General features: G+C 42.1%; 31 protein-coding genes. 6 read left to right on the plus strand and 25 right to left on the minus strand.

The window, feature by feature from the left end; genetic code table 11:
• Positions 1 to 2 precede the first annotated feature (2 nt).
• From HBL79_RS10340 to HBL79_RS10365, 6 genes are all read right to left on the minus strand, one after another.
• The gene (locus tag HBL79_RS10340) at positions 3 to 971 is read right to left on the minus strand and encodes an ArdC family protein (protein ID WP_035686541.1); all 969 of its coding nucleotides are present in this window, start codon (positions 969 to 971) and stop codon (positions 3 to 5) included.
• Between the two features lie 79 nt (positions 972 to 1,050).
• Entirely contained in the window at positions 1,051 to 1,878 is an 828-nt protein-coding gene (locus HBL79_RS10345) for a hypothetical protein (protein ID WP_046097286.1), read from the minus strand.
• Between the two features lie 108 nt (positions 1,879 to 1,986).
• Positions 1,987 to 2,142, minus strand: coding sequence for a hypothetical protein (locus tag HBL79_RS10350; RefSeq protein ID WP_156127753.1), 156 nt, complete (start codon positions 2,140 to 2,142; stop codon positions 1,987 to 1,989).
• Positions 2,139 to 2,390: a hypothetical protein gene (locus HBL79_RS10355; RefSeq protein WP_046097287.1), complete on the minus strand. Its 252-nt coding sequence runs from the start codon at positions 2,388 to 2,390 to the stop codon at positions 2,139 to 2,141. The genes HBL79_RS10350 and HBL79_RS10355 overlap by 4 nt, the downstream gene beginning before the upstream one ends.
• Positions 2,387 to 2,644 carry a hypothetical protein gene (locus HBL79_RS10360; protein WP_035686543.1) on the minus strand — a complete coding sequence of 86 codons (258 nt, stop codon included), beginning with the start codon at positions 2,642 to 2,644 and terminating at the stop codon, positions 2,387 to 2,389. The genes HBL79_RS10355 and HBL79_RS10360 overlap by 4 nt, the downstream gene beginning before the upstream one ends.
• A gap of 94 nt (positions 2,645 to 2,738) precedes the next feature.
• The gene (locus HBL79_RS10365; RefSeq protein WP_035686545.1) at positions 2,739 to 3,089 is read right to left on the minus strand and encodes a hypothetical protein; all 351 of its coding nucleotides are present in this window, start codon (positions 3,087 to 3,089) and stop codon (positions 2,739 to 2,741) included.
• A 381-nt stretch (positions 3,090 to 3,470) separates the two neighbouring features.
• On the opposite strand from HBL79_RS10365, the gene HBL79_RS10370 reads away from it, so the two are divergent.
• From HBL79_RS10370 to HBL79_RS12630, 5 genes are all read left to right on the plus strand, one after another.
• Positions 3,471 to 3,908: a TIGR03757 family integrating conjugative element protein gene (locus tag HBL79_RS10370; RefSeq protein WP_035686546.1), complete on the plus strand. Its 438-nt coding sequence runs from the start codon at positions 3,471 to 3,473 to the stop codon at positions 3,906 to 3,908.
• Positions 3,909 to 3,915: 7 nt separating this feature from the next.
• Positions 3,916 to 4,836: a TIGR03756 family integrating conjugative element protein gene (locus tag HBL79_RS10375; RefSeq protein WP_035686672.1), complete on the plus strand. Its 921-nt coding sequence runs from the start codon at positions 3,916 to 3,918 to the stop codon at positions 4,834 to 4,836.
• Between the two features lie 11 nt (positions 4,837 to 4,847).
• Positions 4,848 to 6,845, plus strand: a complete 1,998-nt coding sequence (locus HBL79_RS10380; protein WP_081637520.1) for an integrating conjugative element protein — start codon at positions 4,848 to 4,850, stop codon at positions 6,843 to 6,845.
• A 65-nt stretch (positions 6,846 to 6,910) separates the two neighbouring features.
• Positions 6,911 to 7,345 carry a hypothetical protein gene (locus HBL79_RS10385; RefSeq protein ID WP_035686554.1) on the plus strand — a complete coding sequence of 145 codons (435 nt, stop codon included), beginning with the start codon at positions 6,911 to 6,913 and terminating at the stop codon, positions 7,343 to 7,345.
• 127 nt (positions 7,346 to 7,472) lie between these two features.
• Complete coding sequence (locus HBL79_RS12630; protein ID WP_458574933.1) at positions 7,473 to 7,586, plus strand: AbrB/MazE/SpoVT family DNA-binding domain-containing protein; 114 nt, start codon at positions 7,473 to 7,475, stop codon at positions 7,584 to 7,586.
• 14 nt (positions 7,587 to 7,600) lie between these two features.
• Here HBL79_RS12630 and HBL79_RS10390 read toward each other — a convergent pair whose 3' ends face one another.
• Together HBL79_RS10390 and HBL79_RS10395 are read right to left on the minus strand one after the other, a co-directional pair.
• Positions 7,601 to 7,954 carry a type II toxin-antitoxin system PemK/MazF family toxin gene (locus HBL79_RS10390; RefSeq protein ID WP_035686557.1) on the minus strand — a complete coding sequence of 118 codons (354 nt, stop codon included), beginning with the start codon at positions 7,952 to 7,954 and terminating at the stop codon, positions 7,601 to 7,603.
• A complete protein-coding gene (locus HBL79_RS10395) occupies positions 7,954 to 8,214 on the minus strand; it encodes an AbrB/MazE/SpoVT family DNA-binding domain-containing protein (protein WP_035686676.1) in 261 nt (86 codons plus the stop codon). Before HBL79_RS10395 ends, HBL79_RS10390 begins: the two co-directional genes overlap by 1 nt.
• A 247-nt stretch (positions 8,215 to 8,461) precedes the next feature.
• Between HBL79_RS10395 and HBL79_RS10400 the strand changes: the two genes are divergently transcribed.
• Positions 8,462 to 8,785 carry a DUF3742 family protein gene (locus HBL79_RS10400; protein ID WP_035686559.1) on the plus strand — a complete coding sequence of 108 codons (324 nt, stop codon included), beginning with the start codon at positions 8,462 to 8,464 and terminating at the stop codon, positions 8,783 to 8,785.
• Positions 8,786 to 8,836: 51 nt separating this feature from the next.
• Here HBL79_RS10400 and HBL79_RS10405 read toward each other — a convergent pair whose 3' ends face one another.
• From HBL79_RS10405 to HBL79_RS10485, 17 genes are all read right to left on the minus strand, one after another.
• Positions 8,837 to 10,339 (minus strand): conjugal transfer protein TraG N-terminal domain-containing protein, encoded by a 1,503-nt coding sequence (locus HBL79_RS10405; protein WP_035686560.1) that lies wholly within the window; start codon positions 10,337 to 10,339, stop codon positions 8,837 to 8,839.
• A 13-nt stretch (positions 10,340 to 10,352) separates the two neighbouring features.
• Positions 10,353 to 10,652 (minus strand): hypothetical protein, encoded by a 300-nt coding sequence (locus tag HBL79_RS10410; protein ID WP_035686564.1) that lies wholly within the window; start codon positions 10,650 to 10,652, stop codon positions 10,353 to 10,355.
• Positions 10,649 to 11,041 (minus strand): hypothetical protein, encoded by a 393-nt coding sequence (locus tag HBL79_RS10415; RefSeq protein WP_035686567.1) that lies wholly within the window; start codon positions 11,039 to 11,041, stop codon positions 10,649 to 10,651. Before HBL79_RS10415 ends, HBL79_RS10410 begins: the two co-directional genes overlap by 4 nt.
• A complete protein-coding gene (locus HBL79_RS10420; protein WP_035686570.1) occupies positions 11,028 to 13,862 on the minus strand; it encodes a conjugative transfer ATPase in 2,835 nt (944 codons plus the stop codon). The genes HBL79_RS10415 and HBL79_RS10420 overlap by 14 nt, the downstream gene beginning before the upstream one ends.
• Positions 13,862 to 14,266, minus strand: a complete 405-nt coding sequence (locus HBL79_RS10425) for a TIGR03751 family conjugal transfer lipoprotein (protein WP_035686572.1) — start codon at positions 14,264 to 14,266, stop codon at positions 13,862 to 13,864. Before HBL79_RS10425 ends, HBL79_RS10420 begins: the two co-directional genes overlap by 1 nt.
• 22 nt (positions 14,267 to 14,288) lie before the next feature.
• On the minus strand, positions 14,289 to 15,710 hold the full coding sequence (locus tag HBL79_RS10430) for a TIGR03752 family integrating conjugative element protein (protein ID WP_035686575.1): 1,422 nt from the start codon (positions 15,708 to 15,710) through the stop codon (positions 14,289 to 14,291).
• Positions 15,697 to 16,614, minus strand: a complete 918-nt coding sequence (locus tag HBL79_RS10435) for a TIGR03749 family integrating conjugative element protein (protein WP_035686577.1) — start codon at positions 16,612 to 16,614, stop codon at positions 15,697 to 15,699. The genes HBL79_RS10430 and HBL79_RS10435 overlap by 14 nt, the downstream gene beginning before the upstream one ends.
• Positions 16,615 to 17,253: a PFL_4703 family integrating conjugative element protein gene (locus tag HBL79_RS10440; RefSeq protein WP_035686580.1), complete on the minus strand. Its 639-nt coding sequence runs from the start codon at positions 17,251 to 17,253 to the stop codon at positions 16,615 to 16,617. It lies immediately after the preceding gene.
• Positions 17,254 to 17,622, minus strand: a complete 369-nt coding sequence (locus HBL79_RS10445; RefSeq protein ID WP_035686583.1) for a TIGR03750 family conjugal transfer protein — start codon at positions 17,620 to 17,622, stop codon at positions 17,254 to 17,256.
• A gap of 42 nt (positions 17,623 to 17,664) precedes the next feature.
• Positions 17,665 to 18,075, minus strand: coding sequence for a DUF2976 domain-containing protein (locus HBL79_RS10450; RefSeq protein ID WP_035686585.1), 411 nt, complete (start codon positions 18,073 to 18,075; stop codon positions 17,665 to 17,667).
• A 2-nt stretch (positions 18,076 to 18,077) separates the two neighbouring features.
• Positions 18,078 to 18,326 carry a DUF3262 family protein gene (locus tag HBL79_RS10455; RefSeq protein ID WP_035686589.1) on the minus strand — a complete coding sequence of 83 codons (249 nt, stop codon included), beginning with the start codon at positions 18,324 to 18,326 and terminating at the stop codon, positions 18,078 to 18,080.
• 10 nt (positions 18,327 to 18,336) lie between these two features.
• The gene (locus HBL79_RS10460) at positions 18,337 to 18,609 is read right to left on the minus strand and encodes an integrative conjugative element protein, RAQPRD family (protein ID WP_370539169.1); all 273 of its coding nucleotides are present in this window, start codon (positions 18,607 to 18,609) and stop codon (positions 18,337 to 18,339) included.
• A gap of 743 nt (positions 18,610 to 19,352) precedes the next feature.
• A complete protein-coding gene (locus HBL79_RS10465) occupies positions 19,353 to 20,042 on the minus strand; it encodes a TIGR03747 family integrating conjugative element membrane protein (RefSeq protein WP_035686600.1) in 690 nt (229 codons plus the stop codon).
• Positions 20,039 to 20,377 carry a hypothetical protein gene (locus tag HBL79_RS10470; RefSeq protein WP_035686603.1) on the minus strand — a complete coding sequence of 113 codons (339 nt, stop codon included), beginning with the start codon at positions 20,375 to 20,377 and terminating at the stop codon, positions 20,039 to 20,041. Before HBL79_RS10470 ends, HBL79_RS10465 begins: the two co-directional genes overlap by 4 nt.
• Positions 20,374 to 22,602: a type IV conjugative transfer system coupling protein TraD gene (gene traD / locus HBL79_RS10475; RefSeq protein WP_035686607.1), complete on the minus strand. Its 2,229-nt coding sequence runs from the start codon at positions 22,600 to 22,602 to the stop codon at positions 20,374 to 20,376. Before traD ends, HBL79_RS10470 begins: the two co-directional genes overlap by 4 nt.
• Positions 22,602 to 23,114, minus strand: a complete 513-nt coding sequence (locus HBL79_RS10480; RefSeq protein WP_035686610.1) for an integrating conjugative element protein — start codon at positions 23,112 to 23,114, stop codon at positions 22,602 to 22,604. Before HBL79_RS10480 ends, traD begins: the two co-directional genes overlap by 1 nt.
• The gene (locus tag HBL79_RS10485) at positions 23,115 to 23,378 is read right to left on the minus strand and encodes a hypothetical protein (protein ID WP_035686617.1); all 264 of its coding nucleotides are present in this window, start codon (positions 23,376 to 23,378) and stop codon (positions 23,115 to 23,117) included.
• Positions 23,379 to 23,403: the final 25 nt, after the last annotated feature.

Here is a 23,403-nt window from a genome sequence, read left to right on the forward strand (position 1 = left end):
GTTTACGCTGCTTCAGGATAGTAATGTTCATATTGTTTTTGAACATCAAGCGTCTCAAGCATATATTCACAGGCTTTGCGAGCAAATCCTGAGGCTTTGAGAATGGCACGATTATCCTCTTTCAAAATCTTGAGCCAACTTTGAATATAGGCGGCATTTTGTGGAACTTGGCTAAACCCAAGATGTGCACATAAAAATGCCCCACCCATTTCAGCAATTAGCTCTTCAAAGGCATAGATTTTGTTGCCAAATTTGGCTTTACCTGAGGCAATACCTTCTCGATTTAAACGCGAGGCGTGCCCTGTGGCGTGCGTCATTTCGTGCAAAAGTACGCTGTAAAAATCCTGCTCTGAATGGAATTGCTTCATTTCAGGGATTACGATTTTATCGGCTTTTGGCTGATAAAAGGCTTCAGGACTGGGTACAATATCCACTGCCAGCGACATTCCATCAATAATTTTGCGAATATCTGCGTAAATCTGGTATTGGGTCAGCTCAGCATCTACTGCACGTTCTTGCGTTTTATCAAACATTGCTTTCGGCAAACCGTCGCATTGTTCGATGTTGAAAACAGGATAACGTTTTAAAATGGCAAACTGCTCCATTTCAGGGTTGCCCTCTTCATCACAAATCGGGTTACCTTCGTCATCACATTTTTCACGCTCAATCGGGCAATAACTGGCAACAATGGTCGCTTTCTCACCTTTACGCACATAGCCGCCTAATTTGTTAGCGGCCCGTGCGGTGATCCATTTATATTGTCGATAGCCATTTTCTGCGCCAGCAATCCATAAAAGTAAGATATTTATTCCTTGATAGTATCGTCCTGACACGGCATTGCAAGGTATGCCTAAATTGCCTTCAGGGTTATCCCAAGGTTTTAGCCAAGGAACCGTACCTGCTTCAAGTGCGGTGATAATTCTATCGGTAATTTCTTGATAAATATCTTTTTTCTGAGTTGAATTGTTCATGTCTGTTCTCCTAAATAGAAAAAGGGGAACAGCCCCACAATCGGAGATGTTCCCCGATTGGGTTGAAAAGGCAGTTAATTTATTGGGGCTGACGTAATTGCGTTAAGCCTGTCAGCTTGTGTGCAAAGGTTCTCGCTTCACGAATGGCATCAAGGATTAAATCACGTCTATGGCCTCGGTAAGTGGTATCCTCACTCAAGTAAGTACACCAACCTAATGAACTTTCGCCCATTTGAATGCCGAGTGCTTTGTGATAGACCGTAGCACTTAAATCAACGATTTTCATGCCATTCAAAATGGCTTCGCAAAATTGATTGGTATCCTCATAGCCAAAATCTTCTGAGCTAAAATAGCCATAATGAAAAGGCACGGGTTCAACCGTAAATTCAATGCGATACTGCTTAGTATTAATGGTGTGACGTTTTTCTTCGGGTTCAATATACATTGATTCCAGCAAACGATACCCAAGACGTTCCAGCATTGTTGAGGTGTCTTTAATGTATTCGCCTAAATCCGCAATAAAGTTGTCCCAGATTGCCCTGAACATTTCTTTATCTTTGTTGCGAATATCTCGAAAGCAAAACGCTTCTTCCGCTGGACGCGTATCAAGGCTCATCGTATTACAATGGGAATAGCGATAACCGAAATGATTACGCGTAATGTCAAGCACATTGAAATACTCATTCGCCCCAATATATTCGGCAATAAATGCAAATCGGCGATAGGCTTTCTCTGTTTGGTCAGGATAAATGTGTTTATACAAATTAATCCAATCATCAGAATAAAGCCGACCATAAAAGGCAACGCCATCGCCTTGGCTATAAGAAAGCGAACTTTCAATCATTAATTCACTTGGAAAGCCAGCTTCAACCAATTTATTGTCAAAATAAGTGTGTAAAATATTCATTGTGTTTCTCCAAAATAAAAAAGGGGAAACACATTTCCTCAAGGGAAAGGTTTTCCCCTAAGGATAGGAATATCTTATCGTGATACGATTAAGATAGGTGTTGAAAGGTTAATTCGATTTGTTTTCGGGATCTTTGTCAGCAAGTGCTTCATCTTCTGAAAACTCTGCTTTAATTAAATCCCAATTCGCCCAATATAAAAGCCCAACAAACGTGCCTATAAAGAGCGTTGACAAACCGAGTATAACAAAGAGTGGCCAGTTCATTTTTTCTCTCCTTGCGTATGTTTTGACTTAATATCTGTATAATAAGCACAAAGATGACCTATTATCCAAGTAACTGCACCAAAAAGAAAGAGAAAAATCCCTTCAAGAACAGAAACGTTGTCTGAAGATAAAACCGTTCCTACAAGTCCAAGTCCCATCAGGTAAGCCCCTTTGCGTAAATCATCACTTAAGCGTAATAACGTTACTGTCTGTAAATGATGGAATAATGCCTTTAGCTTGGCTTTCATCTTGTTCGCCCTCCTGAGACCAACAAGGTATTTTCATCTTTTTGAGTGACCTCCAAAAAACGAAAATGTGAACCATGTTGTGCGGGCATTTTTTGTAAAAATCGCACCGCACTTTCTTGCGGTTGGCGAGCAGCCCAAACCACTTTAGCTTGCTGAATAATTTCATCAATCAAGGCTTGCTGAGGTTTGCTGTCAAGATGCTGATATTTCGGCATATAATCTCCAATTGCCGAGAGTAAAATTTGCACTCTCATTGTGTTTCTCCTTAAAAATTTGGGGAAACACAACCTCCTTGTGGGAAGCAATATGTTTCCCCAAAGGACGTAGCAAGGTTATCTAAACGTTAGTTTAGTAATACCAAAATAAGATAGCTGCGGACACTGCTCCCATCAATAAGCCAATTAAGCTCATTGAGAGAACGACTTTTAAATGACGCCGCTTAAGTTTTTCGATTTCTTCACAATAGGAAATCTCCTGTTGCTGTTGCAACATTTCGTGAAAGGCTTCTTGCTCAGCCAAACGTCGCTGAACATCATCTTCAATACTATGATGAACCGCTTGGCTCACGCCTGATAATTTGTTGCGTGCAAAAACCACGGCTTTGCCTAAACCCCGCCCTAAAACGTAGGAAAAAGATTTTTTAGCTTTTTCAGGTTGTTGAGATGATCCAAAGGGATCGAAAGGAAGTGAATTGCTCATAATGCATTCTCCATTGAAGTTAAACATAGGTTCAAGGATAAATGCCCTGCAGGGACAGTTTTCCCTGAACAGGTGAGATAAAAGACACATTCACAGTGTAATCACTGAAACCTCTTTCAGAATGCTGAGGTTATTTCGGCAATGAACACAACTACCACAGCGGGCTAGTCCGTTGCTATTTCAGGTGTTCTGCAACGTTTTAAGGGCTACCAAAGTAGCTGACTTAATGCCCTTATCATACAAAATTCATTCTCATAAAAAAATCCTTTTTTGCTGTTTCTTTTCACAATAATTGTTTTTATTTCAAAGAGAATTAATTATTCAGTTCATTTTGGAAGTTCGCTAAGGTTAGGCTATTTCTCTTTCATTTGGTAAAAGGTCATGATAAAGCGAACGCTTCTTTTGTGTTTAGGCATCAGCATAGCAGCTTGGGCTGAACTTCCTAGCGAAGTCAATATCACGGTTTTCAGCACGCAAGCCTACCCCATTCAAAATGCCCAACTGGCTCAGCATCTTTACCATCTCGACCGTGTCGAACAATGGGAAGATGCGCTTAGCCAAACCTTAAGTAGCAATCCCACGCAAGCAGAAAATCAAGCTAAAGCGTTCTTTCAACATCCTGATAGCCAAACGAAAATCCGTGAATTACAACAGGCTTATCAAGGCGTGATTATCGGCTGGCAAATGGGTATTCGCAAAGTGCCTGCAGTGTTATTTGACAGCCCGCAATTTGGTCAAGGTGTTATTTATGGTGTAACTGATGTTCAGTATGCCATTCAACTTTGGAAACAATGGATAAATCAAAAAGAGGGAAAATAACGTGGCAATAAAAATCCCGCAAAAACTGACTGCACTTTGTACCGTACTTGCTTTTACTACAACAGCGCAAGGCGAAATCAATACGGCAACCATTATGGCATCGAGTGCCTCAACTAGCTGCTTAGAATACAAGGTGGTTGGCACCTGTTTTTGGCTCTTCTGCACTTACTTTGGCTGCAAAGTTCGCACCTCAACAAAAGTACGCCACTTTTTACCTGAAATGGTGGTTTCAGCCTATAACCACGATGGGCAAAATCCGTGGTCAGAAATGAATGTGATGTCTCAAGGAGTCAAAGGCGGTGAGTATCGCTCACCACAAAAAAATTACAGCCAGCTTAATTTTAAAAATGCGACCGCACTTGGACACCCTCAAGGGGCGATTGGTAATTTGTTAAAAAGCACGGGGTATTATTGCCAAACCCAAACCACCCCATTTATGCCGTATTTTTTAAGTAGCCTTGATTACTTTGCGTGGCAACAAAATTTGCCTGAGATGTTTTACCCTGAAGCACTGATACCAGGAATGCGTGAAGTACGTTCAGGGGCGGAGATGTGGGGAAATATTTATCCACGAGGTGGTGCGGTAACCCAAGTGGATGATTATAAGGCATCAGCCGTCATTGCACAGCGTGTTGCCGACATTGTTACCCGCACAGGACAACTCCATATCTATCAGCCTGCGGCGAGAACAGGCGGTGCAGGCACTTGGTATCCCAAACCTGTTAAAGAAGGCAATGCCAATAATCATAAATGGCAACAGCTCTCTCCCGAGATGCAACAATCTTGCAGTGCATTCCCTGATACCCCGCCGACAATGTTATCTGAAAAAGGCAATTATGCCTGGGCGTTATGGCGCCCTTATAAATGCTGTAAGCGTCGTGGGCAAACCTTTTTATACAGTATTGATTGGTCTAACGATAACGAATAAAAGGAAACAAAATGAAACGACTCAATAAAGTGAGTGTTGCGGTACTTTTCGCACTCAGTACATCTCCCATTTATGCAGAGAGCTCTCTGTTAGACAACATTCAATTTAATAAATCTGACTCCGTTTTATCCGATCAAATTTACTATCAAATCGGCGGCGGTTCAGGCTATATGACACCACCGACACGAGCAAAATCCCTGAAAGCCATTGAATTTGGGATTGGCTGGAAAGCCAATTTAATGTGCGGTAATTTTGATATAAAAACCACCGTAAAAAACCAATTAAACGGTATCACGGAGGGATTTAAAGATTTGATGAGCAACGTGATGGAATCGGCAAAAGGGGCGGTAGCGAGCCTTCCAGCAATGGTTATTCAGCGAGCCAATCCACAGCTTTATGACATTTTAACCAATGGTGTTTATCAAGGACGGCTTGATTTTAATCGCCTGAAAACCAGTTGTGAAGCGATGTCTAAGCAACTTGCTGACTATACATTAAATGGGCGTTGGGCAAAATCAGCAGATTTGGAAAATTACAAAAGCATTGTGGCCACCGAACCCGATGCACAAAAGGCACAGAAAAAATCGGAAGATAACAAAGGAAAAAATGGTAAAGAATGGATTGGCGGTCAAAAACGCGGTGGTGAAAATCAAAAACAAATCAAACTGATTGAAGATGTTTCTAAAGCGGGTTACAACCTCTTACACAACCGCAACGCCTTAGATGAAAGCCCACTTACAGGGCAATCTTGCACAGGGGCAGCCTGCCAAACCTTTGATTCGCCACAAAAACTCTCCGACTTTTTAACCCGAACCATTGGTGAACAGTCCATTTCAACCTGTACTGAAGATTGTGGCCCGAAAACCAGCTCAAAAGCAGGGGTTGGGTTGGCTCCTGCGATTGAAGAAGAAAATGTACGAACCGTAGAGAAACTGGAACAAGTACTGAATATGGACACGCCAAGTAAAGAAATGCTGGCTGAACTGAGCTCTAATACCATTCCTGTTACACGGGGACTCATTGAAGCCTTACGCGAAGATCCTGATGTGGAAGTGCTTAGCCAACGTTTAAGTGCTGAAATCGCCACGGCCAAAGTGATGGAAAAAATGCTATTAGCTCGTCGAGCAATACTCGCAGGAATGCGCGAACCCTATGTAGCAGCCGATCAAAATGCACAACAAGAGCTGGAAAAAACCTTAAATAAAATTGATTTAGAAATCTCTCAAGTCAAACTTGAAATGGATATGCAAAAAATGATCACCAGTAACACAGCATCTGTCGTGATTCAAAACAAACTCAACCGCGAAGCCAATGTTGGCAACCATGGAGAGGGCTATGACAACGTGGATAAACGTGTCAATGACTTAGCTTACGGCACACCAAATGTGGAAGATCATATGGAAGCAGGCGATATTGCCTTACCTCGCCGAAACATTGCCCTAGATGTTCCGATTGTGAACAACGTTGTGCCTTATAGACCGCCTTATAACGCAAGTGGAAACTATTCTGGCAATTATAAACCGATTGCCCCCATCAATGGTTCCTCTCTTGATCAAGCGACAAGTCTATTGAGAAAGTTTGAAGGATTTATTGGTAAAGCAAAATGGGATATGAATGCACAGCGTTTAGGCTACGGCTCAGATACGATAACCAAAGCAGATGGTACGGTGATCAAAGTACAACCTGGAATGACCGTAACCAGAGAAGATGCTGAGCGTGATTTAGCTCGAAGAACGAAGGAATTTGCAAATATTGCGAGAAGAAACGTTTCTGCCGAGACTTGGGATAAATTACCACCTAATGCACAAGCTGTTTTAACCTCGATGGCTTACAATTATGGTTCTCTGAGTAAATTGGAGTCCGTGGTAAAAGCAGCAAAGGTCTCAGCCAATACAGGTGATATGACTGCATTAGCCAATGCAATCAGAAGACGACAAGTTGATAACGGCGGAATAAATGCTCGACGTCGGAATCAAGAGGCTGATTATGTCCTGAATAAAACAAACTAAAAAATAGTCGCATTTTTAATCATTCATTGATACATTATTAATGTCTCAAATAACAGGAGCTTCTTATGCGTAAATCTCTTTTTTTAAGCATTATTTTAACCGCACTTTTTTCTACTAATGCCCTTGCCGCAAATAATAGCAGTATTATTTTTTCTTGCACGGCAACAGATGGTAAACCCATTATGGTGAAAAAAGTTGGCAGTGATTATGAATATACTTATGGTCAATTTAGTTTTAAAAATCCAATCAAACAAGTCATCGCTAATGAAAACTCTGAAATCTCAGTAGGTTCAGGATTTATTACGAATGTGATGGAACTTAAAAATAACGGGATTTCTTACCGTGTTGGCTTTCTCCAAGGTAGAGGAACTAACACAATTGATAACCCTAGCGTTGACATTTACAAGAATGGGCAATATGACGACTCTATCGAATGTAATGTAAAAAAAGCGATTAAACAAAACTTTGCTTCAACCAAAATACGTCGTAGTGGTCTTTAGACTGTAACAAGGTATCTAAAAAAGGGGCGTTCCAATTTATTACGCTCCTTTTTATTGCAACACAAGATGAATTAGACAAGAGCATTGGCTATGAAAGAAAACAATTTATATTCCGAACGTGATTGATATGACTCTCACCAATGACATTTGGGATAATTGGTTTAATAATGGACTGGTCGCATCAGCAGATTTTATGCCCGATAGAGAGCAACCGCAAATACAAGAAAAAGAACCTTTTTAATTGTAGCTAACAATTTAGTCTTTCAGAATTGCCTCAATAATATCTTGTGTTTCAGCTAAAATATAGTCAGGCACCGACTCCACTTTCTTTGCATTTCTTCCTTTAAAATCAATAATTCTGGCTTGGTACGCTACAATAACACCTTGTGTTTTACAACCTGTCCCACTTAGTGTCACGGCAAAACCGTTATTTCTCGCCAGTGTAGCATTACCTTGTGTAATGGGAGCAATCATCATAAATCCTAAATTATGAAAGGTATGGTTACTTAGTACCAATGCAGGACGGCTCTCCCCTTGTAACTCGTTTCCTACAACAGGATTCAAGCACACAGTAATAATGTCCCCTCGTTTAAAATTGTATTTAGCCATTAAATTTCATTCCCTATTGGCGTAAGAGAATCCCATTCTTCAATAACGGGGAGCTGTTCAGTAGAGGTCATTGCGATACGTTCAGCTAAGGTGAGTCTTCTTTTTTTCGGGACATTAGGAACAATGACAATTTTGATTGTATTGTCATCCACCTTTTCTAGTTCTAAAAAATCGCCCATATTTAAATTCATTGATTCAGTAAAGTCTTTCGGTAAACGAATCGCTTTACTGTTGCCCCATTGTTTTACTTGTAATCTCATATTTGTACTAGGCAAAACGTATATCTCTCGATAAACGAAAACTCACCCTCTCCTTAATCCACTAGTCTTTCATTTAACCACAATCGTATCATTTTATGATACACTTTTAGTGTAGCTTTATTTTTTGTAATGTCAAATGATTACGCAAATTCATTGTAAATTGCCTATTGACTTTTCTACACAAGAGGACAAGAATAGTCAGCATATAAATTGTACAACCCTATGGAGATCATAAACGGAGGCAAAAATGAAAATGACAGGTTTTGCAAAATTCGTTGATAAGACAGAAAATGTGATTAACAAATTTAAGCATTGGCAGGTGGTGAAATGGGTGAAAGTTATGATTGTACTCGGTATTTTCAGCCTGTTTTTCGTTTTATTTTATATAACCTATCACTTATTTGCATTGATCCTCTGTTTTGCACTCTTAGTTGCATTTCAATATCTTCCTAAAGAGGTAAAAGATATTATTCATAAAATATTATCGGTGAATAATGATGATGACGATAACGGTTATAGAAGCGGTCATTCAGGATATGGCTATTACTCAAACGGTAGCCGAATAGACTAAACAAAAATAGCAAAGCCCTAACTTAACAGCTTTGCTATTTTTATTAGTAATTTACTTTAATTTGGAGCCCCCAGGTAATAGTTTTGGTCCATTAGAACCACTTTTTTGGACTTGTTCAGAACCTTTATGAAAGCTATCTGCTAATCGTCCTAAATTGACCCCAGCCCAAGACATTGCCGTAACCCAAACACCAGGCAAAACCAAAAACATTACCCCTAACACAAAGCTCATAATCACGTCATCACGGCTATTTTGGAGAAACGCCCAACTGATTTCTGATTGATGACCAGGGGAATTATACAAAATGCTAATCAAAAACGAATCCAACCAACGTGCTAACTCCCACCAAAATGACACGGTCACTAATGCAAACTGCACAAACATCAACGTTACAATGGCTTTTAAGGAATACCCACTAAATATAATGACAATCGGCGTTAAAATAATGACTGCCATAATCAGTAAGGCTTGGATCATAGGCAACGCATTACGCATTGCATCAAAACCTGGGTAAGCAGCAAGGCTGCCCGCAGTAATCCCCAATGCGGATACCACGGCAGAAACATTATGCGTGAGTGTAGAATCTAAACTGCCGCCGTAACCCTCATAGGCTTTCCCCCTTGAAATATTAATATTTTCAGGGCGTAATAAGGTGCGAAGTAACGCCTCATCTTGAATATTCGCATCAGTAAACAGCTCGCCTAATTTCACCGATAGGTTTTGTCGCATATCCGCAAGCAGCATATCTTTTAGTCCCACTTGGCTATCTGCCCACCATTCATCGCAATGCGGGAAACCGCCCTCGCCCGTATTGGGTAATCCCTGATCGCGGTTAGGGTCATAAGCCCAACGTTGCATCGGTTGCATCGCACGATAACGAGGATAAAGTTCACTATTATTCACTAAAATTTTCCCGCCAAGCCAGCTTACCTCTCTAGCTTGTGCGGCATTCATTGCTACTTGGCTATCCAACACTTTACGGCGAGCAGGCAAATAACATTGCTGCACAAATTGACGGACTTCGGTCAGCAGTGCGGGGTTGTTAATTTTTTCGTGTTGCACTTCAAAACGGATTTGACGCAAATCAGGCTTACAAGGAATGGTTGAAACCGCACCGTGTAAAATCCCTTTATTCACCGCGTGCATCAAGCCCCACAACAAGGGCACTTTGGCTTGTTTATCGGCAAATTCACTCACCATATTGGCATAACCTGTTCTTTCAGGGGCTAATGGCACTTTATAGCCACAATGCTTCGATTGCTCCACATTGTAAGCCATATTATTGAGCGAAATCGGTAACATTGGGGCAAGGGTGATCACAATCACCAGCATTGCAGGAAAAAATTGTATGCCTAGCCAATCAATCAGCAATTCGCCTTTGTTTCCCTCATCTGCCCCTTGCTTTTTCACCTCTAACCACGTTTTGATGAGTACACCAATTAAAGGGGCAATAAATAAGCCTGTACTAGCGAGCAATCCAAATAGACCATTGTTGATTATCCAACCCAATAACGTGAGAAAATATTCAAGATAGCTGTCTACATTAAACGTCATCTTTTCCTCCCCTTTATAATCGATAGAGTAAATTCAGCCCTTCAACGGTGAGAAATACCGCTATCACCAATCCCCACAGTTGAACGGAGAACGGACGAACACGATAAATACGATACATTAATCCGATTACCACCGCATACAAGCAAAGTCGCCACGCCATCCACCCATTGGCAGTTTCCTGCAACCATTGATTTAGATTCAGTCCTGGCATATAAGTCACCAAGACAACGCCAAGTAAAAGCACACTTAAAAAGAGCAATACGCCGATTAAAAGTGCGGTCAAAATTTTGCGTGTTTTTGAACGGGTTTTCATTGTGCCTCCCCGCCAAATAGTCCAGTCGGAATGGTCGGAGAAATCCCGAGTTTTTCACTCAACGCATAAGCAAACCAAAAGGCATCAATGTCATCGGCGACACTTAAAGAAAGCCGTGTGGCATTCATCTCGCTAACAAATTGATAATACCCACCAATATTGAGTAAAAGGTAAGTGATCCCTTTCTCGCCAATCACCTTAATATGCCACGCACGTTGTTTGAACACACGATGCGGATACAAAATAAACTGTTGCACATCCCCCACTCTTTCCAAAATCTGCTTACAAAGCCGCTCTAAATCTTGCAAAACTGGGGCAAGATTAAAAGGACGAATAATTGGGTCAGCTTGAAATAAGAGGCCGACACGACTTGTCTTAGGTTGGCTCATCAGTAATTCCTCTTGCTTTATCAATCTGTTTTGCCATTATCAGGGCTGCATCAAGTTCACTGCACTGATGCTCAGCCATAATGGCTCGGCGTTGTGCTTTCTCGTGTTTTTCTGTCATACCCAGAGCCAAATAAATACTCGGTGGCACGACACGGAATAAAGCTTCCATATTGGTTGCCAGTACCACCCCCTCGGTGTATTTTTTATCGGCTTTTTTCGCAGAAAGTAACATCAATTTTTGTGCTTCAGAAAGACGACGAAAACGGTTCACTTCTTCGATCTCATCATTGGTCAGATTCAGCAACTCCCACCATTCAATCATACTGAGCAATTTCAATGCCTCTTTCGGAAAATCCTCCATATTTTGCGTGGCCAGCCACAACCAAATGCCCAGTTTTCGCCACATTTTTGACCCTTTTACCAAGAATTTGGCGAGCAACGGGTTGACGGTGATAATATGGGATTCATCGGTAATATTGACGATAGGACGAAAACTGTGTTGGTATTTTTCCCCAAGGCTATTGATATGGTTAATTAAGGAAATATACGCAATAGAAAGCTCGGCTTCATAGCCTTCACGGGCAAACATCGCTAAATCCACAAGGGTGATGTCTGCCTCTGGCCAAATTTCCCCTTCACGGTTAAAAAACTTCCCATTAATTCCCGTACAGAACATATCCATCGCCTCTGCCATTTCAGCCAATCTTGCACGTCGCTCCTCTCGGGTATCGGGGTGTTGACTCAACGCCTCTAAAGCATCGCGAACATCGCCCGCGAGGGTTTGTCGCCCCTCAGCATAGGTTTTTTCGGCGGCCATCATAATGGCACGACGGATTTGGGCTCGGTCGGCACGACTCATTTTGTCATCTTCTTTCATCTCGCCGCCCGTGATCATTAAGCGTGTGGTCAATTCCATTTCAGCTAATAAATCACGTTGCTCACTGCCCTCTTCATCGTCCTCTTCCTCATCAATAACCGCCTCAACATCGACGTTCATTTCGAGGAGTTTATGGGCTTCGGAAAAAAGCGGTAAAGCAATATCACTGCTCGGCTCAAGGGAAATACGGTTGACCGTTAAACCATAACGTTGGGCGTAATCGGCAAATAAGCCAAAGGAGTTTCCTGCCTCAACTACAAAGAGACGTGGTCGATGTACTGCCATTAGTTGTGCCATTTGGGCATTCAATGTGGCTGATTTTCCCGATCCTGTTGGCCCTAACAGCAATTTATGGGCATTTTTGGCTCTGTCTTTCGGATTAATGGGATCAAAATCCAGGGGTGAACCACCGCGATTAAAATAGGTAATGCCAGGGTGTCCTGTGCCTGTTTCCCGCCCAAAGACAGGCAGCATATTAGCGAGGTGCTGCACAAAATAATACTTGGTATAGTAATGGGTTTTCATATCCAACTGCGGATTGAAATTCATTGGTAACCAACGAAGATAACTGTTCAACGGGGCAATTTCAGCATTTTCTTTAACGGGAACAAGATTGTTACTCAGTAAAATGGTTCGAAGTTCACGAGAACGTCGTTTGAGTTCTTTTTCATCTTTACCGTGAAGATAAAACGCCAGACTGGCTTGATAGAGCTTGTGACCATCTTTGAGGTATTCCATCACGGTTTTGACATCTTGTTTCAGGTAAATCGACTCATAATTTTCGCCTACCGCACGGCTGCTGATTCGTTCAAGATGGGCTTCTAATTTGTCTTGAGGATACACCACAATAGTTGTCACCATAATGGTCGATTCAGGCAACAAGTCAAATAAGGCATTAATATTCTTACCACGCCGTACCTCACCTGTGAAATGCCCAATGGCTGGGGTATTTCTTAGGTTGTCAACAACCACCACTTCGTGAGGTAGCCCATCAAAATACCAATAATCCTGTTTGCTTTCAGGTTGGTTATAAAAGAGATTTTCAGAGAAATCTTGCCCAACAAACGGCAAATCATCGCTTGTTGGTTGATGCAGTTTGTCATAGCAGCTGCCATTATCGAGATCAAACGCCGTCGCAGGATTAGGGTTAAACCAACGGAGTAACCATTGATGGATTTGCTCGCCTGTTTGGCGTGTTAAGTGAAGCCCCGCGGTCGTTAATACCCCAACCACCCGCTCACAGGCATTATTTAAACTTTCTACCGCACTTTGTTCTTCATTTTTTCCCACATAACGGTAAATGACCATTCGCGTACGGCGAATACGCCCAGACCAGATCGTATTGGTAATGCGATCATCAACAAATAATCCCCCTGGCTTACTAATGTCTTTTAAATGTTTTTCTGTATTTTTTAACCATTCTTGCGTAAACGCACTTTGCACAATATCAGGGGCAATATAGGCTTTCAGGCTTTCCACATAAGGGCGTAAATCTTGTTCATCTTGACAATAAAACTGCACAACGTACGGGTAATTATCTAATTCATCAAAACTGTCTTGCAGTGCGTCTTTAACAAGGCTGCGTACACGACTTAAATAGTCCTCACCACGCCCTTCCGTACCAATAGGTTTAACATCAAATACTACGCCAACACTGCGTACATCATCTAATAACATCACGCCTTCTTGTTCTAAAAATTCGCCCCACGGCAAATAATCCACAAAAGAGGGTTGTTTGCTATATAAACGCTGATGATGTGCTGCTTGGGTTAATTTACCACTCCGCTTCACAGTTTGAGGCACAGAAAACCCAGATGAAGGCTCAACTGAATGCGTTTCTTTCTCAACGTTTTTTTCTACGCGATTGCTTTTTTCTGGACGTGGACGAGAAGCCACCGCTTTATCAGGAAAAAAGGACGCCAATACCTCTGAAAACACGCCCATTATAACCCCCTTGTCCGTTCACCTGGCTGTGCATACTGTACGCGACTATAAAAGGGGATCACTGTGGAATACCCTGGGATCGGCATTGACTCACCTGATGCCGATAAATGAGGATACACATACATAATTAAATCAGGATTAGGGAGCTTGGGAAAAAGGTTTTTAATTTCATTTTCTGCCGTGCGAGTATAATCCCGTTGTTCTTTAAAGCCGATATAATTGACAGGATCAAGCTGACGGTTATTGCTATCGCGATAAACCTGTAACTGTGCGCCACTGCCCCCTTTATTCCAAATCGCCTGCATTGTTTCCTCACCAGTTGGCAATAAGGCTTTTTGTGAAGTTGAGCAAGCGGACAATACACAAAACGTGATAAGTGCGGTAAAAATTTGTCTTCTTTTCATAGCAAATTCCTTAATTGAAGTCTTAATCAAGCTGAGAGGAACGAGAAAATTGGGCATATTTCACTTTACGTCCTTTGAGGTCGTAATCAATGTCAATGGCTTTATCAATGTGGATCGCAATAGGGTGGCCAGGTGGCACATAAATGGCATCAAAATTCTGTCCATAACGCTCTTTAAACCAATTTGCGGTTTCTTGGATACCTTGCCCTAGTGCTTGGCCCACCACATATTTGCCTTGCTGCCCTGTTACCGCACCGACAACCGTGTTGCCATCAACCACCGTTGTGGTTTGAGCTTGTGAGTAACCTTGTGCGGCAGCGCCCGCGGCAGCCAACAAGAAATGCGTACCTAAATATTCAGGGGCATTGGTTTTTCGCTCCCCAGGAATGCAAGGGATACCGTGTGGATCGGATAACCAGCCAATTTTTTCATTTCCTTTACCACTGGTGACGATCCGCCCATCATTGAACACAAAGGTCAAACTTTTCACCTCGCCACGCACGCAAGATAGGGTCCAATCCCCTGTCGCTGTCCCTGACACAATGGCTTGTTCGATGTCTGGTAGTTCAATGCCATTAGCAATTAAATTATCTCGTCCAATAATGGCTTTAAACGGGTAAGGGTCATTCACTGAATTACCAATTGGAATACGCCCTAATAAGGCGGTCATTGACGTTGATCCCATCAACGTTGAATTTTCAGGGATCGTGTAAACCGCAATTTTATTTTTTTGTTTCCCACTCGGTGAACTTGAAGAGGTTGTGCCACGGTCATTCTCATCACTGCCTGAAATAAAAGGTAATCCCTTTTTACCCGATGTGGTATTGGATACGTTAAGGTTTGGGAAGCCAATTTTAGCAGGGTTACGTTCATCTTCGATTTGATCATCGGGATTAACCCATTCAACGCGCTGTCCGTTTTCCGCTGTCCCCGTTCCCCCTTGACCATTTCCGATAGGAAGCGGAGTATCCTCCTCAACGCCAATCTCATTGGTTGTATTACCTTGATACGTGGTTGACTCATTAGAGGACGTACGACCTTGTACTAACTGCGACATCTCTTCGCGAAGTATCGCCACCATATTTTGTAGCTCTCGCGTTTTGCTTTGTACTGCTTCATCTACTTGTTGCTGCACATCTTGCTCACGTTTACGCAAGGTTTCATTTTCTTTGAGGATTTTTTCATTTTGCGAGATTACTTTCTCATAACGACGGTTACTTTCTTTCGCCGCCCCAATTAACGTGCGTACCGTGTCATTTTTGGTATCCCCCTCTAAACCCAATTGACGGATTTCTTCAGGGGTCAGATCTTTAAGTGCGGTATCCAACACACTGGGTTTTGTGCTTGAAGACGATGACGAACCACTAAATAAGAGATAGGATACACCACCAACCATAAGGAAAATAATTGCACCAATGACAATAAACATCTTATTGGCTTTCATTTTGTGCCTCCTTCACTGTTGCAGAGCGAGTTTGCTCAATCACTTTTTTCACCACAATTTTGGTGCGTTTGACTTTTTTCGGTGGCGCATATTTTTTCGATTCAGGAATGATAGCTTGATTTGGTCGCCCTTCAGTGACCAAATAAAGGGTTGTTGTATCTTCCGTTGAACCGCTACCTCCCAACCAATGATGTTGAAAAGTCGCCGCATAAAAACGCCCTTGCAGCTCACGCGGGTCGAGGTCAAGGCGTGAGGCGCCTTTATTTTGTAGGCGAATAGCGGTAACCACATAATCACCCAGTTGCCAGCTCATTAATGGCGTTGCAGTGATGGGTAATGCAGGTAATAACGTGGTGATTTTTGACGGCAAGCCGTGTGCAATTTGGCGAATACCTGGAACGGATTCGACCGTACGCACTGGGGCATAAAGCATCTGGGCGGCATAACGGGTCAGGGCAGCAGGTACAGGTAATTGAGGAGAGGCAGAAACTTGCTCTTCTGCCTCTTCATCTTGATTTAGACTGCCTGATTGATTTTCTAATTTTCCCTCATAAAGCAAGCGAACGGTTTCTTGAGGATTGGCCACCTTTTCTTTTGCGGTAATATCCAGCAAAATAATTTCGTTGGTCAGCATATCTTTGAGCTGTAACCGTGCGGTAGGAAAGGGTTCTAAGGCTTTAAGATACACAGCCCCACCTGTGGATTGTAAACGGATTTTTCCCTCTAAGGCTTTTGGATAGCCCACTTTGACGTTTTTATCGACCAAAATGACCCGTTCTTTCTCCACCTGCAAATCAATCGGCAAAGGGAGGCGTTGCCACTTCATTAAGATTTCGGCTTGAGCATTCCACGCAATCACAGCACAACAAAGTGCGGTCAAATTTCGTAAGGTTTTTCGCTTCATTTATTTTTTCTCCTCACTCTCGCTTGCCTCTAAACGTAAGGGTATGGAGGCATAACAGTTAAAACCTAACCCCCAAGGATTACGCTGCGAATCAATATCCATTCGCACAATACTGATAGGGAAACGAGTTAAGACACGTTTGACAGGTTCGTCTTTGTAATACTCATCGACACTTAAATCCAAATTCACCGTCCAGCTATCTCGGCTATGGACAATCACACGATCATCACTAAATCCCCGTCCTGGGATTTCATACACGCCACGCACACGATCTCGCAATTCACTATGACGTTGGCGATCCTCATAATCTTGTTGCAAAAATGCTTCACAAGAGGGCGTTAAAAAGGGCTTAAGTGCTTCAATGTTTTTTTCGTAATCTTGTGTCCCATCAAGTGTCCAGCGGTTAAGCTGCTGAAAGGTTTGATAGGCAAAGGCATACACGGTTGATGTAGGCACTTCCCACCAAGGTCGCTGACTGCCTGCCCTTAAATCAGGGGGAAGTAAGATTTTCAAGGTACTTGGGAAGGTGTAAATAATAAACATTAAGGCAAAACAAATAAGGGTGATGCAAACGATCGCAATCTTGGCGACGGTTAATTGGCGATCTTTATGATTCAGTTCACTTTTCAATCTACTCATTTAGAACAGTCCTTTTGAAGAACGACGAGTGGCCCAAAAGCCGACCCGCCGAATAAATTTATTGCCGCCTAAAAGCGAATCCATACGCTCTTCAATCAGACGGTTTAAATAGGCTTCTGGCTTGCCCCGCTTTAAACGGGCGAATAGCACTTTGCCAATCAGTACAAAAATAATGCACATTAACATCGCAAGAGCAGGCGCAAGAATCCAAGACAGCCCAATCGCCCACAGCATAATGCCAATCACCAACCCAACCCCAAATCCGATCGCTGCTGCAATACCAAATTCAGGCACTGTCATTCCACCGTACACGGTCGCTTCTCGATTAAGTCGGGTGGGTAAAAATTGAATATCCTCTTGATTTGACATGGTATATCTCTATCCTGTGAGCAAAGGGTAAGCAAAATAAGATTAGAAAAGCCCAACGGCCATTTTCACCAACCAGAGCGAGAAGAAAATCAGAATAAAACCAATGATCAAAGCGGTAATAAAGGGCCCCCAACCTTTTTTATCGTTTTCATCGGTTGCTTGCGTATAGGTTCTAATTAAGGCTCTAACAACGGCATAGATACACCAAGCTGAAAATAATACCGCTGCAAGGGTGACTAATGATTTGCCCACAATCCAAATAATTTCCATCGGATCGGTCGTATTACTATCCACGCCAGGAATTTTAAAATCAGGAATTTTGGACGCATCAGGTCCCGCGGCTAAGGCATTTTGTACAGCTCCCAAACACAGAACTGAAAAAGCCAAATAACGCTGTGCCCCCCATTGCCAAGTGCGTTTTACTTGCTGAAAAAAAGAATGGAAAAGAGTCATAATTACCTCGAAGAAAAGAAAAATATTCCCACAACGATAAATATCGCTGCCCCTTTAAGAATCAATATTAAATAGTCAAAGATTTCCCCCTTAAACCCATTGAATAACCCGCTATAACCTTTTTTCATTGCCCACACATAAGCAAACAGCAACAACGCGATGAAAATAATCGCAAAGAAGGCACGAAGCTCTGTGGCATTTAGGCCACTGGCAATTTCAAAGGCCTTAAGCGGGGTATAATCACTTGCCATACTGTCCTCCTTAATGTCTTAATTTGGTGTAATCTTCTTGCAAGCGACGAGAGGCGTTGGGATCGCGAGGAATGGCACGTGTTGGATTGATATATTGATTAATGCCACTTTTAATCGCATTAATATCTCGACGTGCAGCTTGATAATCAAAATATTCACGGTTTTTCTCCGAGGTCTGAGCCAGAGCCTCCGCACGCGTAAGCGAATGCTGAGCGGCTTCAAGCTGCTTGATAGCCTGAGCTAACTGGGCATTTTCGGAAGCCTGTACAGTCAATGCCATCATAGACACAGAGACGGTGAGTAAAACTTTTTTTCCTAACGTATTCATCGACAACTCCTTAACTTAAATTGATTCGGGTTAAGGTTGCCAAAAACACAATGGGAATTTAATGAGAAATTCTATTCAGAATTGAGAGAGTTTTTAGGAAAAAAATTAAAGACATATAGGTTATTGTTACATCATATAAAAATAGAATAATGGGTATGTGCATTTGTGAACAACATTGTTTTTTCAGATGAATTTCACCTCGTTAAGAAATCCCGTCACTTTCGTATAGCTTGGCTAGAAACTGAGATACAGAAAATCAAAACAGGGGTTACGAGAGCAAGCTCACAGAAAATACTAAATGATATTCTCTTACAATATGAAACCGAACTTTCTGATTTAACGAACTCACCTATCAAGGAAACACCGTTTCGCTGAAATTCAACAGTGCGTATATTTCAAAAACGGGGACAGAAAATGCAATCCTAACGCCAACATACCTCCTCCTAACATAAAATAAACACCGCTCCAAAGGTATTGACGAGTCTCTCGAAAGAGATGCGTAATCCCTACAAACATATTCATACCACACATCATAATTAAAATGATACTCAGATAAAATGCCATCATAAAAAAACTCCATGTAATCAAATTGGCGTTTATGATTTCCATCACACAATCAATAGACATCAAAAGTTTTGCTTAAATTTTGAAGGAAATCTTGGCTATTTCCTTCAAATTTCATTCTATACAGTGCGAGGTTATAAATATTTTTTAAAGCTCGCTGCGGTAATACAAATAGATAAGCCAAATAAAAATGCGGCAGGAATTAAGATGATATTCGGGTAAACTGAAACAGGAATAGACAAATAAAGTACCCAAGAACCTATCATCACAGGCTTAATGTAGCGTCTTGCATGGTGATACAAAAAACTTGATTCTCGTCCTGAACCAAATTTACGCAAATCACGCATCATTAACCCCTCCGTAAAGCCCGCAAAGGCAGCTAATAAAAACAACGGGCTGGTAAAAATAATCACAATCAACCGCACAACAAAGGTAATCGACACATAAATAATGGACTCTAAATAGGCTCGCGTATAATGGTAAATCAGGTATTCCCAATCACTGTGTTTGTTGGGTGATTGTAACCAAGGTTGAAACCCTGTTTTCACAAACAGCCAATCATGCACCGTCAAGGTAAGCGTATTGGCAAGTTCACTGGGTGAATAACCAAAGAGGCTGCGTGTTGCACTTTCTGAAATCCAGCCTAATTCCTGAATCATCATCGCTTGGCTATGCCGATGACCTTGTTCAGGCCAAATAAAGGCAATCCCTAACCATTCAAAGAGAATGCTTAATAATAGAGAGATAAACAATGCAGCCAATAAGGCTGAAACTGTATGACAAGGCCCCTTTTTCTTGCTTGAACTTGAGGTTTGTTCACTCACTGAAGTGCTTCCTTATGCGATAACTGACAGTGAATAAGGACGTAACCTTGCTCATTTTTCGTTGACACCAAATAAAAGCAGGTTCGTTGTTTTGCAATATCTTCTTCGCGTAAAAGAACATCACTGGCTGTCCACAGTGAGATGCCCTCATCGGCATACTTTGTGGCAAATTGATGCACGGAATCTTGGCTTTCGACCCATTTATTTAAATAGGGCTCGAGATAAAAAAGCAGCGCTTCAGCATTTGGTAGCCCACTTGACACCGCAAAGGCTTCCTCAAAATTAATATATTGATTCGGTAAATCAAGCACATTGGTTTCATTTTCAAACATCATTCTTCTTCTCCTATATCATCATCGGTATCCACTTGACTAATGGCATCACTTTCCTCTTCGGGCATATCTATATCGTTACCCCAATCCACCTCTACCTTGGCAATGCGTTCTTCTGCAATCATCTCTTCAAATGAACTCGCAATATCTTTTGAGGGAGTATATTCCTTAAACGCAGGCTCCCACCAATTTGTCGCCACATGGTAATGCTTTTGCATTTTCTCCAAAAGTTCTTGCATCGAAGCGGGGATCACATCGTCTTTATCAATGGCAGGCAGTGGCATTCGCACTTTATATAACGTACTCCCGTTCATCAGAATAAATGCTTGCCCCTTAGGGAGGTTGGTGACATTCGCCACATCTAATAATGGCACTTCTTTTTGTGAAATCCGCTCTCCTGTATTGGAGGTAAAGGCTTTGTCATCATCAGGATTGCTTGAGTCGGTCACACTAGAGGTAACCATACTCTGTAAAATCGTCACCCGATGCAGTTGATCGGTAAGCAATTTTGCGGTTTCAGGCGATTTAACCCGAAACATAATCAAAGTATTAAAATTACCAATAGTTTGCTCGGCTTTGGCACGATTGCCCAAACGGGCTTCAATATCGGCAATGGTTTGGGTATAGGCGGTCACTTGCATACCTGCCCCACGTCCTTTATTGATAAGGGGGATAAATTCATCGCCCATTAGCTCATTAAACTCATCGCAATGTAAATTGATTTTTACGGGTTTATTTGAACCGCCAAATGTCTCAGGTAATCCTTCATTTACGCCGTGCTTATAAATATGTCCAGCCATTGAAACGAGATCGGCAAACATACTATTACCTACCGCCGCTGCAACCGTGGCATCAGAAAGCGCATCAAGCCCAACATACACAATGCCCCGTTTACGGATCACCTCTTCCCAATCAAAAATTGGTCGTTCATCATTCACATCCGTATAGTCTGGCGATAATAACTCTTCGATTTTCCCCGTGGTCAATTTTTCCAAGAGCGGTAATAATGACGCCACAATCTTATCAAAATAGGTTTTATCATAACGTACAGCCGTCGCCAATCCTTCAAGCACAGGATCGAAGATTTTATTTTCCAAAATATATTGATTGATCACCCAAATCAGTGGGCGGTCTTTCATACCAAAGGATAAATTTTTTACATCAACGCCTGCGGCAATGCTTAATAGCTGTGGCCAAAGTGCAGGATCACGGGCATCAAAATAGGTTTTCGCATAATTAAGAAACAGAGAATCAATATTTTGTACAAAACGAGAGATTTGCGAATAATTTGGGCGTTCCCCCATTTCAACCAAGGCTCTCGCAACAATATTGACAAAACGCCAAGCAAATTCTTTAAAGGCGGCAGAATTACCCGCGCCACTTAACTGCCCTGAAATCCGCCCTGCAACCTCTGAAACACGCCCAAAGCGTCCAATCGGGTTATAGCGTGCTGAACGTTCAGGATAGCCCAAATGGAACATATAAAATTCCTTATCACGCCCAGCCCGTTTCGCTTCGGCATACATCCGTTTTAACATATCGGGATCGCCTTTGGGATCAAAAAAGACAACCACTTCACGCTCGGCTTGCGTTTTTCCTCGATGAATATCTTGCGTAACAAGGACCTCAGCAAAACGGGTTTTCCCTACCCCCGTCGTGCCAAAAACTGCTGTATGCCCACCGCGTGAATTTAACGGCTGCATCACATCAATTTCATTGACTTCAATCCCGTGAATAGCGGGAATTCCCTCAACAGGCGGTAAGGGTCTGACGGGATTAAAAGGAGAATCTGAGGTGGTGAACTTGGTGATCACATTATCGTGATGTTTTTCATATTCTCTAGCACGCAGAAAGAGTTTAGATGGGCGAAGGTATTTTTTTCCCTCTGCTGAAAAGCAATCATATAATCGCTGAGTATGTTCAGGTTGCCATTCAAATCCTCGACCAAGAAATAAAAATTTCTGACTAACAGGAATTTGACGACTAGTTAACGCATAATAAGGTAATCGCTTTAAATTCCTATGGTAACGCACAATACGCCACCCTTGTCGAAAGCGAAAATAACTGATCCCGCCAAAGCCTGCGGCAAGTCCATAGCCAATCATCGGATTTAAGGCAAGAGACCAAGGTGCTACCGCACAAATATAGGCACAAGCGGCGTGAGCCGCAGCGGGATAAAATTCCACAGGGGGACGCAGTAGCCCTTCTAATAAATACTTCGATGCCATTATTGTGATACTCCTGTTTCAGTGATTAGTGCAGGATAATGATTCAGCTTCAAACGGCGGCTTAAATCGTCCGCACTGGTTGGTAATAATGGCAAATTTGGGGCAAGCTCGCGTAGTGCGGTCAATTCCTCAAGGGTTGCTACATTCACCACTAATCCCACTGCTTGATTGGCTAATAATACGTCATAATGTTGTTTAAGCCATTGACGAGATAAGTTATCTACTCCCACTAAAAACAGTGGCGACATTCCTGTCAAGTCAAGGGCTATTGGATTAACTTTGCCAGGGGTTAAACGATGGGAAACCACAGGGAGCATATCGGCCTCACTAATGGTATCGGGAATTGCATTCGGGAAATGAGAGGTATTTTCATCCGCCTCAGGCTGAATTCCTTCATAAAAACGCACCGCACTTTCACCACCTAAATCAGCAATAACGGGCAATTCTGCCGAAACGGTACTTGTGCAGAAAACAAACATCGCACTCAACATGAGCGAACGAAGTCGGTTCATTTATTTTCTCCTTAAAAAACACACATAGATGAAATAACCTATCGCCGCAAAATTCAAACTAATGAGTAGCGTAACCCAATAAATCTGATTAAATAAGGCTTGATAGGCTAAAGGATAACCTTGCAATCTGGCTAATTGGACTATCGTTGTCTCAAAATGAGCGGGTGAGAAAAAATACAGCCATACACAACCATAAACGACGAGAAAACAAACCCCAACGCTGAAAATAAATTTGATAATGGCAGTCATTCTTTTATTCATCATTTTTCAAATCTCGTAAATTTCCCTT

Source organism: Avibacterium paragallinarum (assembly GCF_011765605.1).
In the GTDB taxonomy this organism is placed as follows: domain Bacteria; phylum Pseudomonadota; class Gammaproteobacteria; order Enterobacterales; family Pasteurellaceae; genus Avibacterium; species Avibacterium paragallinarum.